This is a genomic window from Streptomyces mirabilis (assembly GCF_018310535.1).
Lineage (GTDB): Bacteria > Actinomycetota > Actinomycetes > Streptomycetales > Streptomycetaceae > Streptomyces.
The window spans coordinates 396,699-411,438 of sequence record NZ_CP074103.1 but is presented as its reverse complement, the minus strand read 5'-3'; the positions used below and the strand labels follow the sequence as shown (position 1 = coordinate 411,438).

Here is a 14,740-nt window from a genome sequence, read left to right as displayed (position 1 = left end):
GGGCATGGCTGACCGGGCCGTGGCGAGGACGAGGCACGGCCCTGGTGGAGAGCGCTCAGATCAGGTAGAAGGACGGTCGCGGATCATGCCGCGACGACCGTGAACGGCGCGGCGGGAAAGCGGCGGCCGTTGACCTGGATCGCGACGGTGTACGGGCCGGGAGTGATCTTCGTTGTGGCCGTCGAACGCAGCTTGTGCGGCTTGGCCAGAAGGAGCGGCCGACCGGGCTGGACGGTGTTGCGGTTGAGGAAGTAGACCTTCTCGCGCGGCTTGCCGGTGGGGGTGGTGGAGGAAATCACGAACATGACATCCACCGGGACGGCCACGGTGGCGGTGAGGGCGGCGGAGAAGGTCAGCACGTCGCCGTCGGCCAACTCGGTACGTTCCAGGACGAGGGGTGTCAGCTCGAGAGGTGCGTCGTGCGGGTAGCCGAGGAAGGCGTAGGCGTCCGGCGAGCCCTTCTTGAGCCTGCTCCGCAGGGCCGTCCTGGCGATGAAGGCGAAGTGCTGGTCGGTGGCGCTGGCGGTGTCCTTCCACCGCCCGAGGGTGGCCAGGACGAGTTCGGGCTGCGTGCCGGCGAGGTCGTGGAGGTGGTTGGCGACGGAGGTACGGACGTAGGTGCTGGAATCGGCGTAGAGCCGGTCGAGCACAGGGAGCGCCGCATCGTCGGGCAGGGAGATGCGGGGCGCGCAGGGCAGGAGGGGGCGGGTGGCTTCACTCGCGAGCCGGCGGGTCCGGTGGTCCTCGTCGCGGGACCACGCGTCAACGGCCTTCATCGTCTCGTCGGGGAAGTCGTTGAGGAAGTCCCGCACGGCGACCTCTGCCGAGAAGTACCGGGTGAAGCGCGCGAGGGCGTCGAGGGCTTGGTCCAGGTACTCGCCGGTGCGCAGGTAGCGCGCGACGAAGTCGGAGTGCGGGGAGTAGGTGTGCCACCCGAAGTCGTTTGTGATGCCGGCGGCTTCGGGAGTCGGCGGCAGCGAGCGCAGCAGGACGTCGAGGGCTTCGGTGCCGGTGACCGGAAGGTGGGTGTGCAGTGCCTGGCTGGTCCGAGAAATCCGGTCTTTCAGCTCCAGTGCGGGTAGGTCGGACATCACGTCCTGTACGAAGGCGCCGGCGTCGAAGTCTGGGCACACGCCGTGCACTTGGTGTCCGATCTGGGTGATGCGCTCGAGGTTGAGGGCGGTTTCCTTCAGGGGCACCTTCACGGCCTTCGCGGTCATGGGCAAACACTAGGGCTGGCGACGAGCGCAGACAGCGTGTTCTCGCCGCCGGTCATCCCTCGGAGCCACGGGAAGCGGCATGCTGTCGAACGGCAGCGCGATACAGCAGGCGGGGGTGGCGGGAGCTGTCGCACGGGGATGCGGTGTGGAGGGTGGCGAGGTTGTCCCACACGACGAGGTCGCCCTGACTCCAGCGATGGCTGTAGAGGTACGGCGCTCTGGTCGTGTGCTCCAGCAGGTCGTCGATCAGGGCGCGGCTGTCCTGATCGGAGAGTCCGGTGACGCAGCGGATCACCATGGAGCCGAGCAGCAGTGAGCGGGCTCCGGTGACCGGATGGGTCAGGACGAGCGGGTGCTCGACCTCTGGCTGGCCGGCGAGGCTCCCGGCCGCGGCCGACGACTGCCCGCCGCTGGCCTGGCTCTGCAACGCGCCGAGCTGCTGGATGGAGTGCACCGCGCGCATCTTCTCGATCCGCTGCCGTGCCGCCGGGGGGAGGCCGGTGTAGGCGCGGGTCGCGTCGGCGAAGCGGGTCTCGCCGCCTTCCTCGGGGGTGATGACCGAGTACAGCAGCGTCACGGCGGTCAGCTGTGGCTTGAAGCTGTTGTCGGCGTGCCATTCCTCCTCATCGTCCCCGTCGTAGATGCCGACGTACTCGCCGTCCTCGACGATGTTGCTGATGACGGTCAGCCCGGGAAAGCCGCCGACGGCATAGCGGCGGTCGATGCTCGTGTCCACCGTTCCGAAGCAGGAGGCGACGGTCAGGAGATCGGCGTGGGTCAGGTGCTGGCGGGGCACGACCAGCAGCCTGTGCTGGTGCAGGGCTCGCGCCAGCTGGGGCGCGAGCCCTTCGGCTTCGGTCGCGAGGTTGCAGTCGACGACGGCGCCGAAGCCGCTGTCGTCGAGCGGGCGCAGCGACAAGGACATCGCGGCTCCTTTCGGAAGGGTGGCGGTCAGAACTGGGCCGACTGCTGGAAGACGCTGATGTCCTTGATGCCGGAGGCGGCCATACACAGCCGCTCGATGCCGATGCCGAGCCCGACGCTGTGGGCCGGCGCTTGCCCGGCGTCGATCGCCTTCCACGCCAGGGCCTGCTCGTCGTCGTACAGGTCCACCGCACGGGCCCGCTCGACGAACGCGGCCCGGTCGGGCTCGTCCTCGTAGCCGTGCACGACTTCGAGGCCGTCGATCAGGACCTCGAAACGGTTGAGGACGGCGGTCGTGCCCGGTGTGAGACGGGCGCACGGCTCGTCCCCGCCGATCGGGTACTCGGTCAGGAACAGTGCGGCACCCGTGCTCTGGGTCTCCAGTTCGCGCTCCACGAACCGGCCGAGCACCGTCTTGAACGGCACCTCGGTACCCATGTCCAGGTGGGCGGCCATCTGTGCGGGCAGATCGCCGAGGGGCTCGCGGCGCAGGTCGATGCCGAAGACGTCATGGATGTGGCCGGCGACAGAGACCCGCTCGGGGGTGTAACGGATGTGCGGGACGACCAGGCGCTCGGCCAGCGCGAACAGGAACTCGAAATTCTCGTCGGCGGCGTAGAGGTCGAGCATCTGGAACTCGGGCGCGTGCAGCTCGTCCGGCTTCTCGGGCCGGAAGCACTGACCGATTTCGAAGACCCGCCGGTGGTGCTCCATGTTCACGCGCAGCGCCGGGCCGATCATCGCCCGCAGGAAGCGGCCCCCGTCGAGATCGACCGGCACGCGACGTCCCGGGCCGAGGTCGGCTCTGCGCACCGTAGGGGTGACCACCTCGACGAACGTCTCTGAGCGCAGCGTGTCACGCAGGCTGAACAGCAGGTCGGACTTCATCACAACGGGGTTGAGCACGTGTGCTCCTCAAGGCCTCTGTTTTCAACGGCAAATGGAGGGAATCCGGTCGCCACGGCGTCCTCGTGCACGGCTCCTCGGCGGTCCCACAAGCTAGCCGCGGCGACGCGCGCAGCAGAAGCCCTTCTGCTGGCATCGCAGCGCCCGACGGCCCCGATCCGCCACTGTTCCAGGACGAGACTTCGGCGTTTCCGCAGCTCAGGTGGCATGGACGCGCAACGGTCACGCAACGGTCCCGTGCAACCGCCGCAACGCCCATAGCCGTTGCGGCTGCCTCCGGCGCAGCCCTAGCGTGACTGGCCAAGCGCCCAGCGCGACCACGTACCGCAACGCTCATCCAACGCTCATCCACGGATGGAGCGGACGTGCTCCGGCGCGACTTTCCACCGGCGGGCGCTCGCGCCCATGACGTCCGAGCCGACGGTTCAGCACCTCACCCGACCGCGGCCCGGCAGCTCCATCAGCCGATCACACGGACTCGCGGGGTCACCCGCGACCGAAGAGGGAGAACCTCCATGACCGCTACCGCCGCAATGACCCCGGACACCGGCCTGAAGGCCGGCATGCGCCCGGACGCCCCAGACCTGAAGGCCGGCATGCGTCCCGACGCCACCGACCTGAAGCTCGGCATGCGTCCCGACGCGGGCGCCCTCAAGCTCGGGATGCGTCCCGACGCCACCGGCCTCAAGACCGGCATGCGCCCCGACGCCCCGGAGCTGAAGCTCGGGATGCGTCCCGACGCCACCGACCTCAAGGCCGGCATGCGCCCGGACAGCGCCCTCACCGCCGCCTGATCCGCGGCTGAACCACCCTTCCGTCGTCCTCCGGCGCGCCCGCCAACAGTGCGCCCGCCAGTGCGCTGCCCAGCCGCGGGCGCGCCGGAGCACGGCACATTCCCACCCCGCACCACATCGACTGGAGGACCTGATGGGCAGCCCCGCCAGCAGGACCCGCAACGGCACCGGAGCCTCCGGCCCCGTGCGTAAGGCCCTCGGCCAGCAGCTCATCACCGACCTGGAGAAGCTCTGCGGACGCCCGACGATCGGTCTGTGGGATGTCGCCTGGGACCTTGTCGCGATCGCCGCCGCAGCGATCGCCGGGCATCTCGTCGGCCACGTCGTCGGCCCGCTGATCGCCGTCTGCTACATCGGCGTGCGCCAGCGCCACCTGTCCAACCTCGGGCACGAGTGCGTGCACTCCAAGCTCATGGCCACCCGCCGCGGCAACCGGGTCATCGGATACCTGCTGACCGGGCTACTCGGTGAGGGCTTCGCGCCGTACCGCAGCAGCCACTATGTGCACCACGCCAAGCTCGGCTCCGACGACGATCCGATGTTCCAGTCCTACCTCGCGGGCAACATCCGTGCCGCCGGCCGGGCGCCCAGCCGGCGCGCGTTCGTCCTGCGGGTCATCGTGCGCAACGCCATGTGGCGCCTGCCGAAGACCGCCGTGCTGACCCTGGTCACCCGCGCGCCGGGGGAGGCGTGGCGAGCGCTGGCCGCCCGTGCCCTGATCTGGGCGGCCGTCGTCGCCGCACTGTGGCCCGTGGGCGGCGTGCCGTACCTCCTGCTCTACTGGCTGCTCCCGCTCGTCTTGGTGCGGCCGGTCGTCACGTGGATCACTGATCTGGGCAACCACGCCGGGCTGATCGAGAACGACGACATCCTCCTGCAGACCCGCGGCTGGAGCTCGCACTGGCTCACCCGGCACCTGCTCGGCGGCCATCTCGACGACATGTACCACCCCGTCCACCACTGGTGTCCGCAGATCCCCTGGCGGCGCCTGCCCGAGGCCCGCGCCCTCACCTCGGAGCGTCTACAGCGGTGGGAGGAAGTGCCCTGGTGCTCCGGCTACTTCTTCCGCCGGCGCTCCACTCCCGACCAGCCGTGCGTGATCGAGGACATCATCGCCCGGCTCGCCACCGCCAGCGCCGCCTGCACCCCGCACCGGCACCCCTCGGCCGCATGACCGCACCCTGAACCCGCCCGCCGAACCCCCGTACGGCACCGCCCCTCCCAGCGCGCACCCGCGCGCCGGAGGCAGGGGCGCGCCGTCGCCCGCCGCCGAGGAGGCGGCCCGCCATGCCCCAGACCGCCCCTGCCCCGCCGGCCCTGAACAGCTTCGACGAGTTCACCCGACTTGAAGAAGTGGTCCTCGGCCGCGCTGATCACTACAACGCCCACCACACCGACACCTCGTGGCGGCTGTTCTTCTACGACAACGTCGCCCCCGCCCTCGACGGGCATGCCAGCCCGTCGGGGGAGGAACTCCTGCCGATCCCCCCGCAACTCCTTGACGAGCTCAACGAGGACATCGCCGGCCTGGCCGATGCCCTGACCGGATGCGGGGTGAACGTTCTGCGGCCCGCGGCCCCGGGCAAGGACGTCGACATCCGCTCCCCGCACTGGGACGCGAGGGCCACCCCGCCGCTCAACGTCCGCGACCAGAGCATCGTCCTGGGCAACACCATCGTGGAGACTGCGCCCCACGTCCGCGCCCGCATCTTCGAGAACGACCTGCTCAAGCCGGCCTTCTACCGCTACTACCAGGCCGGGGGTGCGAACTGGCTGAGCATGCCCCGGCCCGCCCTGACCCGTGACTCCCTCGACACCGGCTACTTCACCCGCCAGGGCTTGGACGTCGCCCGCGCCACCGAAGGCGAGATGGCCGGCACGATCGAGGGCCTGGGCCTGGAGATGGTCTTCGACGGCGCGCAGTGCATGCGCCTGGGCCGCGACGTCCTGGTCAACGTCGCCAACCTCAACCACGAACTCGCCCTGCGCTGGCTCCGGGACAACCTGCGCGACCTGCGATTCCACCGCCTGGACGCCATGGCGGACAACCACATCGACAGCGTTCTGGTCCCGCTGCGCCCCGGCCTGATGCTGCTGCGCTCACCGGAGTACCTGAAATTTCTCCCCGAGGCCATGCAGTCCTGGGACGTGATCTACGCCCCCGAGACCGACGACCGCAACTTCCCGGACTACAGCGACCTCGGCTTCGTCATCCCCATCGGCAGCCGGTACATGGACATCAACCTGCTGTCCGTCGACGAGAACACCGTCGTCGTCAACTCCCTCTACCCGGAGCTGATCGCCGTCCTGGAGCGCCGCGGCTTCACCGTGATCCCGGTCCGCCACCGCCACCGGCGCCTGTTCGGCGGCGGCTTCCACTGCTTCACGCTCGACACCGTCCGCCTCGGCGGCCCCGAGGACTACCTCACCTGATCCCGCCGCCCGGCCACCCGGGCCCCTTGCCCCGCGCCGCCCGAACATCAGGAGACCCTTGATGAACAGCACCTACCCCTGGCCCCCCGACCAGGCATTCTGGACCGGCACCTTCCCCGAGCACACCACCGGACGGACCACGCCCTACCTGTTCAAGGGCATCATCCCCGCGGCCGCAGCCGGACCGGACGACGTCCTGGCGGGATTCGAGGCCATCCGCCGGGCCCACGCCGCCAGCGCCGACATCAAGGCGCACGCGCGCGTCTACGTCGGCGAGGACCGCCGCGACGACCTCCTGGCCCAAGCACTGACCGCCCCCTCCTGGGACGAGGGCGTGGACGCCTTCGTGCCGTGGATGCAAGATGTCGCCGCCGCCGAGCGGTTCTCCCTGGTCATCAACAACCTGGAGACCATCAGCCCCGCCCTCGCCGCCGGCCTCGGCACCTTCCTCAAGAGCGTCATCGACGGGTGGGGCCTGCCCCTGGGCGGCGCCGAACAGGTCGCCTTCGCCGGCAACTACAGCGGGACCGCGTTCGGCATCCACGAGGGCTACGAGGACGCCTTCCTCGTCCACCTCGGCCCCAACGCCAAGAACTTCTACTGCTGGCCCGCCGAGCAGTACGAGAAGCTCACTGGCGGCAAAAAGGCCACCCTCGGCGACTACCAGGCGCTGCTGGAAGAGGCCGAGCACTTCCTCCTGGAGCCGGGCGACGCCCTGTTCCTGCCCCGCCGGGTCTTCCACGTCGGCACCCAGGACACCTTCTCCGTCTCGGTGGCCATGCCGCTCTACACCTACCCGTACGCGCAGATCCTGCAGAGCCGCATCATCCCGGACGTGCTCGCCGCGCTGGCCGGCGAGGGACCCGACGACCCGCTCAACGAGCCCTCCGCGATGGCGGACACGGCGGTTGGGCTCGACGCCGTCGCCGACCGGCTGTCCGGCGTCGGCCGCGAACTGCTGCTCCTCGCCGTCGACCGCGTCGGCGGCGAGGCCCGCCAGCACGCCGAGCAGCGGTGGGCCACGCTGCTCAGCAACGGCGGCTGGGAACTCGTCGAAGGTGACCTCGCCCGCCAGGAAGCCGCGGACGCCTTCGACCCCGAGCAGGTGACGCCCGGCGCCGAGATCACCCTGATCGCCCCCTACCAGGTGACCACCCTCGACAGCGGCGACGACACCCGGCAGGTCCTGCTGCGCGGCCATCAGACGGGCATCGCCCTCGATGACGCGGCCCTGGACCGGGACACCGTCGCCGCGCTCAACGACGGCGACACGATCGCTCTGCCTGACAACCCCGAACTCCTCGCGGCCGTCCGGGCCCTGGGAGCCACCGGCGGCCTGCAGCTGTCGCCCCGCCCCGCCGACACGGAGGACACCAAGAAATGACCCCCGACAACAGCCTCATCCAGGCGTACATCAAGGCCAACCCCGAGACGCAGAGCGCCGTCAACGGCACTCTGCTGGGCAAGTTCACCTCCGGCAACGCCCTGGTCACCGCGCACCTGACGCCGATGGTCGACTGGACGTACGGGAAGATCGCCGAGAAGGTCGGCGCGGCCGACCTCAACGAGCGCCAGGCCCGGATGTACATCGAAGAGCTGAGCGTCTTCGCCCGCTACAACGCGCAGTACCTCAAGGCGGCCGCCACCAGCGTGGAGGGGTTCTGCCCCGAACTCGCGCACGAGCTGCGCCGCAACCACCTGGAAGAGGGCGGCGAGCGCGGCAAGGTCCCCGCGCACTACGTCCTCTACACCAACGCGCTCCTGTCCGATCTCGGACTCCTCGTCAACGGCCACGTGCCCGCCCGCGAGACCGAGACGCTGGTCAACCTCCACCAGTGGATGGTCGGCTCGCACATGCCCAGCCACATCGCGGGCGCCTACTACGCGACCGAGGCCGTGGCGATCGCCGAGACCGAGATCCTGCGCGACATCACCAACCGCTACGGCGTGCTGACCGGTCAGGGCAGCGGCAGCGAGCTCAAGGCCCTGCACTACTACTACGAGCTCCACCTCGACGACGAACACGAGGCCGCCCAGGTCGGCGGGCTGAGCGTCGAGGCTGCCCACATCGAAGGTCTGGCGCGATTCATCAGAGAGAGTGAACTCTTCCACATCGACCTGCCCCAGGCCCTCGACGGCTTCCTCACGATCGCAGAGGGAATGACACACTGGTGGGCTCAACTCGCCCACCGTGCCTCGGAGATGAACTGATGAACGCCACCCCCGACATCGTCGCCGCAGCCCAGGAGCGCTCCGGCGGATGCCTGTGCGGACGGATCCGCTTCACCGTCAAGGGGCCGGCCGTCTACCCGCACCTGTGCTTCCCTGATGATTGAGTAAGTTCAAGGGGCTCGCAGGGGTGGCAGATGGACGAGTGGTGGCTGGTGTTCGTGCCGGATCCGGAGCGGTGGGGGCCGCTGCCGGAGGAGGGGGTGCTGGGGGTCCGCGACCTGCCAACCGCTCTGGACGCGGTGGGACTTCGCCCGGGCGATCCGGTCTTTGTACGGCCTGATTTCGTCGTGGACGCAGAATTGCTGCAGTTCGCTCTCTGGCCCGATTTTCGCGACCTGGAGAGAGAATCGCGTCGGAATTATGCGACGGATATTCGTCTGCTGTTGTCGTGGCTTTGGCGGCGGGGCGTTCACTGGCGGGCGGCGACCGACACGGACTTGCGGGCGTACAAGGAATTCCGCGTCGATTCGCCGTTGAATCCGCAGCGAGTCGGCGGTGCGAAGTGGAACCGGGAGGCAGCTGCGCTGACCCAGCTCTACAAATGGGCGAAGGTGAGTCCTCTCCCGTTGGACGTGGGGCGTCGCGCGGACCGTGAGGCAAGCGCGCGTAGCTCTCGGGTGTCGTGGCTGACGCCGCGGACCTGGGGTCTGTGGCAGGACCTGGGGCTGCGAGGACTTGGCCGCGACGGGGCACCGTTGCCCGGTTGGGACGGCCGAACCGAACTGCGGAACACCTCGTTCGTTGGGCTGGCGCTCAGCTCGGGCCTGCGGCGGCAGGAAGCTGGGGCGATGCTGACGTTCGAGGTACCGACCCGGCGCCTGCGGTCTGGACGTTACTGCCATGGCCAGGTGGCCAGCGCGCTGTCGCGGTCGAAGCGTGACCGCACGTACTACACCTCGGTCGAGTCGGTGCGCCAGCTCGGTGCCTACAGCGAGTCCGAGCGGACGTGGGCTATCCAGCGTGCCCAGCAGGAGGGCCGTTACGAGAAGCTGTCGCTGATGCGGCTGGTCACGAACGTGACGCACGGCCGGGCTCCGGTCGTGCACTGGGTGGACCGGGCCGGGGTGGCAGGCCGGCGGGAGTTGAGCCTGCTGGACTGGCGCGAGCGGCAGTGGCTGTTCGTCGAGGGGCCGCACGGTCCGGAGCCGGCGTGGCTGTGGTTGACCGAGCAGGGCATGCCGATGTTGCCGGACCGATGGAACACGGTGTTCTGGCAGGCCAATCAGCGGTGCGAGGAAACTCTGTTGACGCCGGAGGAGCGAGAGATCCCGCACCCGCTGAGGTCGGCTGCGGTACGGGGGAAGGCCCCGTACGCGAGCCCGCATGCCGCGCGGCACTCCATGGCGCTCTACACGCTGATCGTGCTGAACGAGCTCATGGACAAGAAGTACGGGCTGACCGCGGCGGACCGACGCGACTTCGCTCAGCTCTACGGCGACCCGTGGTGGCTGGTGAAGACCTTGTTGGGGCACCGGGACGTCGAAACGACGAAGGAGCACTACCTCAACCCTCAGGAATTGCATCAGACGGGCGAGAAACCGCAGGTCGCGAGGTCAGAGCGTGGCCTGACGCGGACTCCATCCTCCTGCAACTTGGCCGCCTGAACTGGGAGTTTGGAGATCAGATCCCGTCTGATGCAGGATTTGCCCTCTGAAGGGGAGGGTGAAAGTGGGTCTACAGCGACGTGCCGACCTGGCGGGGGCGGCTCACCTGGAGCTGGTCTCCGGGGTGGCCCAGTTGCGTCCACAGGACGCGATGATCGAGGCGATGGTGCGGGGCTGGCGGGCCCAACAGGCCGCTCGTGGGCTCCGCGAGGACACGGTCACCGCCCGGGAACGACTCGTACGCAGGTTCCTGGAGTACACCAACGAATACCCGTGGTCCTGGACGCCCGGCCACGTGGACGAGTGGTCACTGTGGCTGACCAGCGAGAAGCACCTCGCGCCGTCCACGATCCGCAGCTACCAGGGCAGTCTGCGCCTGTTCAGCGAGTTCCTGATCGACGGCCGTTACGGCTGGTCGGTGGCCTGCGAGGACGCCTTCGGCACTCACCCCGTGGCCATCTGCCACGAGTGGAACACCATCGCCCACCTCAACGACTACGAGGGGCGCCCCGAGGCGAGGCCGTTCACCCGCGAGGAGATCCAGCGCTTCCTCGACTACGCCGACGACCAGGTCGATCGAGCGGTACGGGCAAAGCGCAAGGGAGCCCTCGCCGCCTACCGCGATGCCACCCTCTTCAAGGTCATCTACGGGTGGGGTCTGCGCCGGACAGAGACGTCGAAGCTGGATGTAGTGGACTTCGGGCGGAACGCGAAGGCTCCGCCGTTCGGCCGGTACGGCACCCTCAACGTCCGCTACGGCAAAGCGAAGAAGGGGCAGCCACCGCGCCGTCGGAACGTGCTGTCGGTGATGGACTGGGCGGTGGACGCGGTCGCTGACTACGTAGAGAACGTACGGCCGCGGTTCGGCTGCGAGGACCACCCCGCCTTGTGGGTGACCGAGCGGGGCGGCCGCATCAAGCCGGCGGAGATCAACGCCCGGTTCGTCGCCTACCGCGACGCGCTGAAGCTCCCGAAGGCACTGACGGTCCACTCCGCTCGCCACTCCTACGTCACCCACCTCACGGAGGACGGGGTTGACCGGCGGTTTCTGCAACAGCAAGTCGGTCACGAGAATGACAGCTCCACCGCCATCTACACCCACGTCAGCGACGACTTCATGAACACCATGCTCCACAAGGCACTTGCTCCCGCGCTCGCCCCGATCCCCGCAGACAAGGACCGCTGATGGCCGCGAAGCTCGACTACCACTGGCACCTGCGCAAGATCATGGCTGACCGCGGGCTCTTCTCCACCACCGATCTCATCCCGCTACTGGACGAACGCGGCATCACCCTGTCGTCCAGCCAGGTCTACCGGCTCGTCGTCGAGCGCCCCGAACGACTCAGCCTGAAGATCTTCATGGCTCTGCTCGACATCCTCAACTGCACCATGGACGACCTCATCGAGCCCGTCGCCGCAGCAGGTGCCGGAGCAACTACCCAAACCAAGAAGGCCGTTGGCGCCGAGACAGGCGTCGGTGACCTGCGGCCCAAGCGGGCCCGCATCCGCGGTCTCGAGCGGCCGTGACCACACCCGGGCACCTCGATCGGGCCGTCAGCGACCCGATCGGGCTCATCGTGGATCTGATCGCGGCCATCGAACATCAGCTGGAGCCTGACAGGATCCGTGCCGTGGTCGCCAGCGTCGCGGGCGGCCGCTCGAAGTCACGCCGCCTCGCGGCACATCTCGCCGAGCATCCCCGCGTGCTGAACGACGGTCGCTCGCCGGCTCCCAGGGCCGTCGGCGACCTGCTCATCGCCCTGCGTGAGGCCGGGGCCCAGAGAGTCTCGCCGCCGTGTTGCGCCGAATGCGGCAGGCAGATGCGAACTCTCCAGCGCCGCGGCCAGGACTGGTACTGCTCGAACTGCGGGCCGCAGCCCGAGTCGTGTGCTGCCTGCGGAAACACCCGCCGGGTCGCTACACGCGACCGGGCCGGGCGTCCACGATGCGGCAAGTGCCCGGACACCGACGGACGCGACCCCGTCGCAGTGATCGGCGCCCTGATCGCTGAACTGGACCCGCAGGCCGGGCGGGAGACGATCGCCGACGCGGTCCGCCAATCGGCACCGCGTCCCTCCTACCAGCAGAAACTCGCCTGGGCCCTGGAATCAAACCCCGCTCTGCTGACCGGGGACGGCCACCTTGCACCGCACCGCGCGATCCTCCGACTGATCGACCTGCTGCACGAGGCCGGCATCGCCGGGATCGTCCGGCCGTCGTGCCCCGGCTGCCACAGAGTCGTACGCATCGACAAGCCTCTGGATGGACAGCGGGTCTGCCGCATGTGCATCTCCCGCTCCCGCATCGAGGAGTGCTCGGGATGCGGAGCCCGCCGAGAGCCCGCCACCCGCGACGACCAAGGTCGGCCAGTGTGTCCGAACTGCCTGGTCAGCGCCCCGGCGAACCTGGAGATCTGTATCAACTGCGGCCGACGAAAGGTCGTGAACACCCGCACGCCGGACGGCCCGCTCTGCCCGAGCTGCCCCTCCTTGGCCACCGCGACCTGCAGTATTTGCGGCAAGGAGAAGCCCTGCGGCACCTCCCGCGCCACGGGCCGGTCTTGGTGCCTGGACTGCCAGCGTCGCTCAGCGCCGTGCTCGGCCTGCGGCGGCGTCGCGGCGGTCGTCTCCGGCACTCTCGACCGCCCCCTTTGCGCGGACTGCACCGTCCCTGAGGTCTGGCACACCTGCCCCACCTGCAGCGATCCCGACTACCCGCACCCTGGCCAGTGCGCTCGCTGTCTCATCAACCGGCGCCTCAACGAGCTCCTGGGCCCTCCGTCCGATGCCCTCCACCCCGGTCTCGAAGCCCTGCGCAACGACATCGCCACCGCCGAGCACCCCATCACCGCCAGGCGGTGGCTGAACAAGTCGTCCGTGTCTCCGGTCCTGGCCGACCTCGCGACCGGCAGACGAGCCCTGACTCACGAGGCCCTCGACGAGTTGCCCGACAGCCCGCCCCTCGCCCACCTCCGCCAAGTCCTCGTCGGCGTCGGTGCACTGCCCGAGCGGGACGAGTACATGGTCCGCCTCGAACGCTTCCTCACCGGCCTCCTCGCATCACAGCAAGATCCCGAACAGCGCAAAGTCCTGCACCGGTACGCGATATGGCACCTGGTCCGTCGACTACGCCGACGCAGGAACGGCCGCCCCCTGACCCCGCAGCAGTTCATGTCCGCGCGTCAACGCACCCATGCGGCTGTCGCCTTCCTGACCTGGCTGAAAGCTCACGACCTCACCCTGGAGACCTTCCAGCAGGCCGACCTCGACCAGTGGCTCACCGACGACTCCGCCACCTACCGCCACACGGCCGGACACTTCATTCGCTGGGCTCGAACCAACAAGCTCACCACCGTCCACGTCCCCGCCGTCCGCTGGCACGGCCCCACCCAGCCACTCGATGACGAACACAGGTGGAACGTCGCACGCCGACTCCTGCACGACGACACCCTCAAAGCAGAAGACCGCCTCGCAGGACTCCTTCTCCTCCTCTATGCCCAAGGACCTTCAGCGATCAGCCGGTTGACCATCGAGGACGTCGAGGTCGGCGCCCAGGAAGTACGTCTCCACCTCGGCGAGGCTCCCGTCCAGTTGCCCGAGCCTGTCGCCGCACTGGCCCGCCTGGTTGCCGCGAACCGCAAGGGTCACGCCACCATCGGAGCCCTTACTCCGTCTCCATGGCTCTTCCCTGGTGGCCAGCCCGGACGGCCGATCAGCACCACACAGCTGACCCAGCGGCTGAACCAGCTCGGGATCCGGCCCAATCAGGCCCGCAGCACCGCGCTCTTCCAGCTCGCCACCGAGATCCCGGCCGGGATCCTCGCCCGCACGCTCGGCATCCACACCGATGTCGCTGTCGCCTGGCAACGTCTCTCAGCGGGCGACTGGGCCAGTTACGCAGCCGAAGTGAGCTCGCGGAACACCACCACCAAGGAGTCCTCACCATGACTGCTCGCCCCTACGACGCCGTGCTCTGTGACATCGACGGCGTGCTCCGACACTGGCCTGCTGCCGATGACATTGAAACCAGCCACGGGTTTCCCACAGGCACACTCGCGAAGGCGGCCTTCGCCCCGTCACGCCTGCACCCCGCAATCACCGGCGAGATCACCGACGAGCAGTGGCGCTCTGCAGTGGCCGCGGACCTCGCTGAAATCTGCGGATCGACCGAACGCGCCCATGCTGCGGTCGCCGACTGGTCCGATCTGGTGCCCCTCGTCGACCACGAGGTTGCGTCCCTCCTCTCCCAGGCCCGCACCGTCGCGACCGTCGCCCTGGTCTCCAACGCGACCACCCGGCTGGAGCGGGACCTTGCCCAGCAAGGACTCGACGACCTCGCCGACACCGTGGTGAACACCTCTCGCGTTGGCCTCATCAAGCCTGACCCCCGCGTCTACCTCCTGGCCGCCGAACGGGTTGGCACCCCGGTCCACCGCTGTCTGTTCATCGACGACACTGCCGCCAACGTCACAGCAGCCCGCGAAGTGGGGATGGCAGCCCTCCACTACCGACAGATTGAAGATCTCCGCAGTGTCCTGGCGCCCCTCCTCAGCACAGCACCAGACGCACAGCACACGTGACCCACAGGGGCATTCGGATAGTTCCAATACCCGACGTCACCATTAAAC

14 protein-coding genes are annotated in these 14,740 nt (G+C 68.8%); 11 read left to right on the top strand and 3 right to left on the bottom strand.

Annotation, left to right across the window (positions count from 1 at the left end; all coding sequences use genetic code 11):
* Positions 1–83: 83 nt before the first annotated feature.
* From SMIR_RS42645 to SMIR_RS42635, 3 genes are read right to left on the bottom strand one after another with little or no spacing between them, the layout of a single operon-like run.
* Positions 84–1,220 (bottom strand): YhaZ family DNA alkylation repair protein, encoded by a 1,137-nt coding sequence (locus tag SMIR_RS42645; RefSeq protein ID WP_212728826.1) that lies wholly within the window; start codon positions 1,218–1,220, stop codon positions 84–86.
* Between the two features lie 52 nt (positions 1,221–1,272).
* Positions 1,273–2,145, bottom strand: a complete 873-nt coding sequence (locus SMIR_RS42640) for a TauD/TfdA dioxygenase family protein (protein ID WP_006378998.1) — start codon at positions 2,143–2,145, stop codon at positions 1,273–1,275.
* A 26-nt stretch (positions 2,146–2,171) separates the two neighbouring features.
* The gene (locus tag SMIR_RS42635; RefSeq protein WP_006379091.1) at positions 2,172–3,050 is read right to left on the bottom strand and encodes an amino acid--tRNA ligase-related protein; all 879 of its coding nucleotides are present in this window, start codon (positions 3,048–3,050) and stop codon (positions 2,172–2,174) included.
* A gap of 515 nt (positions 3,051–3,565) precedes the next feature.
* Here SMIR_RS42635 and SMIR_RS42630 point away from each other — a divergent pair.
* The 11 genes from SMIR_RS42630 to SMIR_RS42580 all read left to right on the top strand — a co-directional run bounded on the left by SMIR_RS42630 (position 3,566) and on the right by SMIR_RS42580 (position 14,692).
* Positions 3,566–3,844 carry a hypothetical protein gene (locus tag SMIR_RS42630; RefSeq protein WP_212728825.1) on the top strand — a complete coding sequence of 93 codons (279 nt, stop codon included), beginning with the start codon at positions 3,566–3,568 and terminating at the stop codon, positions 3,842–3,844.
* A gap of 133 nt (positions 3,845–3,977) precedes the next feature.
* Positions 3,978–5,018: a fatty acid desaturase family protein gene (locus SMIR_RS42625; protein ID WP_006378956.1), complete on the top strand. Its 1,041-nt coding sequence runs from the start codon at positions 3,978–3,980 to the stop codon at positions 5,016–5,018.
* A gap of 113 nt (positions 5,019–5,131) precedes the next feature.
* Positions 5,132–6,277 carry an inosamine-phosphate amidinotransferase 1 gene (locus SMIR_RS42620; protein WP_212728824.1) on the top strand — a complete coding sequence of 382 codons (1,146 nt, stop codon included), beginning with the start codon at positions 5,132–5,134 and terminating at the stop codon, positions 6,275–6,277.
* Between the two features lie 61 nt (positions 6,278–6,338).
* On the top strand, positions 6,339–7,661 hold the full coding sequence (locus SMIR_RS42615; RefSeq protein ID WP_212728823.1) for a JmjC domain-containing protein: 1,323 nt from the start codon (positions 6,339–6,341) through the stop codon (positions 7,659–7,661).
* Positions 7,658–8,488 (top strand): DUF3865 domain-containing protein, encoded by an 831-nt coding sequence (locus SMIR_RS42610; protein WP_006378897.1) that lies wholly within the window; start codon positions 7,658–7,660, stop codon positions 8,486–8,488. Before SMIR_RS42615 ends, SMIR_RS42610 begins: the two co-directional genes overlap by 4 nt.
* Entirely contained in the window at positions 8,488–8,613 is a 126-nt protein-coding gene (locus SMIR_RS44520; protein ID WP_283959598.1) for a hypothetical protein, read from the top strand. Before SMIR_RS42610 ends, SMIR_RS44520 begins: the two co-directional genes overlap by 1 nt.
* A gap of 30 nt (positions 8,614–8,643) precedes the next feature.
* The gene (locus tag SMIR_RS42600; RefSeq protein WP_249938717.1) at positions 8,644–10,113 is read left to right on the top strand and encodes a site-specific integrase; all 1,470 of its coding nucleotides are present in this window, start codon (positions 8,644–8,646) and stop codon (positions 10,111–10,113) included.
* Between the two features lie 151 nt (positions 10,114–10,264).
* Positions 10,265–11,299, top strand: a complete 1,035-nt coding sequence (locus SMIR_RS42595; RefSeq protein ID WP_422664549.1) for a tyrosine-type recombinase/integrase — start codon at positions 10,265–10,267, stop codon at positions 11,297–11,299.
* Positions 11,299–11,640 carry a helix-turn-helix domain-containing protein gene (locus SMIR_RS42590; protein ID WP_212728821.1) on the top strand — a complete coding sequence of 114 codons (342 nt, stop codon included), beginning with the start codon at positions 11,299–11,301 and terminating at the stop codon, positions 11,638–11,640. The genes SMIR_RS42595 and SMIR_RS42590 overlap by 1 nt, the downstream gene beginning before the upstream one ends.
* A complete protein-coding gene (locus tag SMIR_RS42585) occupies positions 11,637–14,060 on the top strand; it encodes a site-specific integrase (RefSeq protein WP_212728820.1) in 2,424 nt (807 codons plus the stop codon). The genes SMIR_RS42590 and SMIR_RS42585 overlap by 4 nt, the downstream gene beginning before the upstream one ends.
* Complete coding sequence (locus tag SMIR_RS42580; protein ID WP_212728819.1) at positions 14,057–14,692, top strand: HAD-IA family hydrolase; 636 nt, start codon at positions 14,057–14,059, stop codon at positions 14,690–14,692. Before SMIR_RS42585 ends, SMIR_RS42580 begins: the two co-directional genes overlap by 4 nt.
* Positions 14,693–14,740 lie beyond the last annotated feature (48 nt).

What these genes read in the sequence shown, in the direction of transcription:
- SMIR_RS42645 (WP_212728826.1), bottom strand. Translation starts at nt 1,220, where the DNA reads ATGACCGCGAAGGCCGTGAAGGTGCCCCTGAAGGAAACCGCCCTCAAC.
- SMIR_RS42640 (WP_006378998.1), bottom strand. Translation starts at nt 2,145, where the DNA reads ATGTCCTTGTCGCTGCGCCCGCTCGACGACAGCGGCTTCGGCGCCGTC.
- SMIR_RS42630 (WP_212728825.1), top strand. Translation starts at nt 3,566, where the DNA reads ATGACCGCTACCGCCGCAATGACCCCGGACACCGGCCTGAAGGCCGGC.
- SMIR_RS42625 (WP_006378956.1), top strand. Translation starts at nt 3,978, where the DNA reads ATGGGCAGCCCCGCCAGCAGGACCCGCAACGGCACCGGAGCCTCCGGC.
- SMIR_RS42620 (WP_212728824.1), top strand. Translation starts at nt 5,132, where the DNA reads ATGCCCCAGACCGCCCCTGCCCCGCCGGCCCTGAACAGCTTCGACGAG.
- SMIR_RS42615 (WP_212728823.1), top strand. Translation starts at nt 6,339, where the DNA reads ATGAACAGCACCTACCCCTGGCCCCCCGACCAGGCATTCTGGACCGGC.
- SMIR_RS42610 (WP_006378897.1), top strand. Translation starts at nt 7,658, where the DNA reads ATGACCCCCGACAACAGCCTCATCCAGGCGTACATCAAGGCCAACCCC.
- SMIR_RS44520 (WP_283959598.1), top strand. Translation starts at nt 8,488, where the DNA reads ATGAACGCCACCCCCGACATCGTCGCCGCAGCCCAGGAGCGCTCCGGC.
- SMIR_RS42600 (WP_249938717.1), top strand. Translation starts at nt 8,644, where the DNA reads ATGGACGAGTGGTGGCTGGTGTTCGTGCCGGATCCGGAGCGGTGGGGG.
- SMIR_RS42595 (WP_422664549.1), top strand. Translation starts at nt 10,265, where the DNA reads ATGATCGAGGCGATGGTGCGGGGCTGGCGGGCCCAACAGGCCGCTCGT.
- SMIR_RS42590 (WP_212728821.1), top strand. Translation starts at nt 11,299, where the DNA reads ATGGCCGCGAAGCTCGACTACCACTGGCACCTGCGCAAGATCATGGCT.
- SMIR_RS42580 (WP_212728819.1), top strand. Translation starts at nt 14,057, where the DNA reads ATGACTGCTCGCCCCTACGACGCCGTGCTCTGTGACATCGACGGCGTG.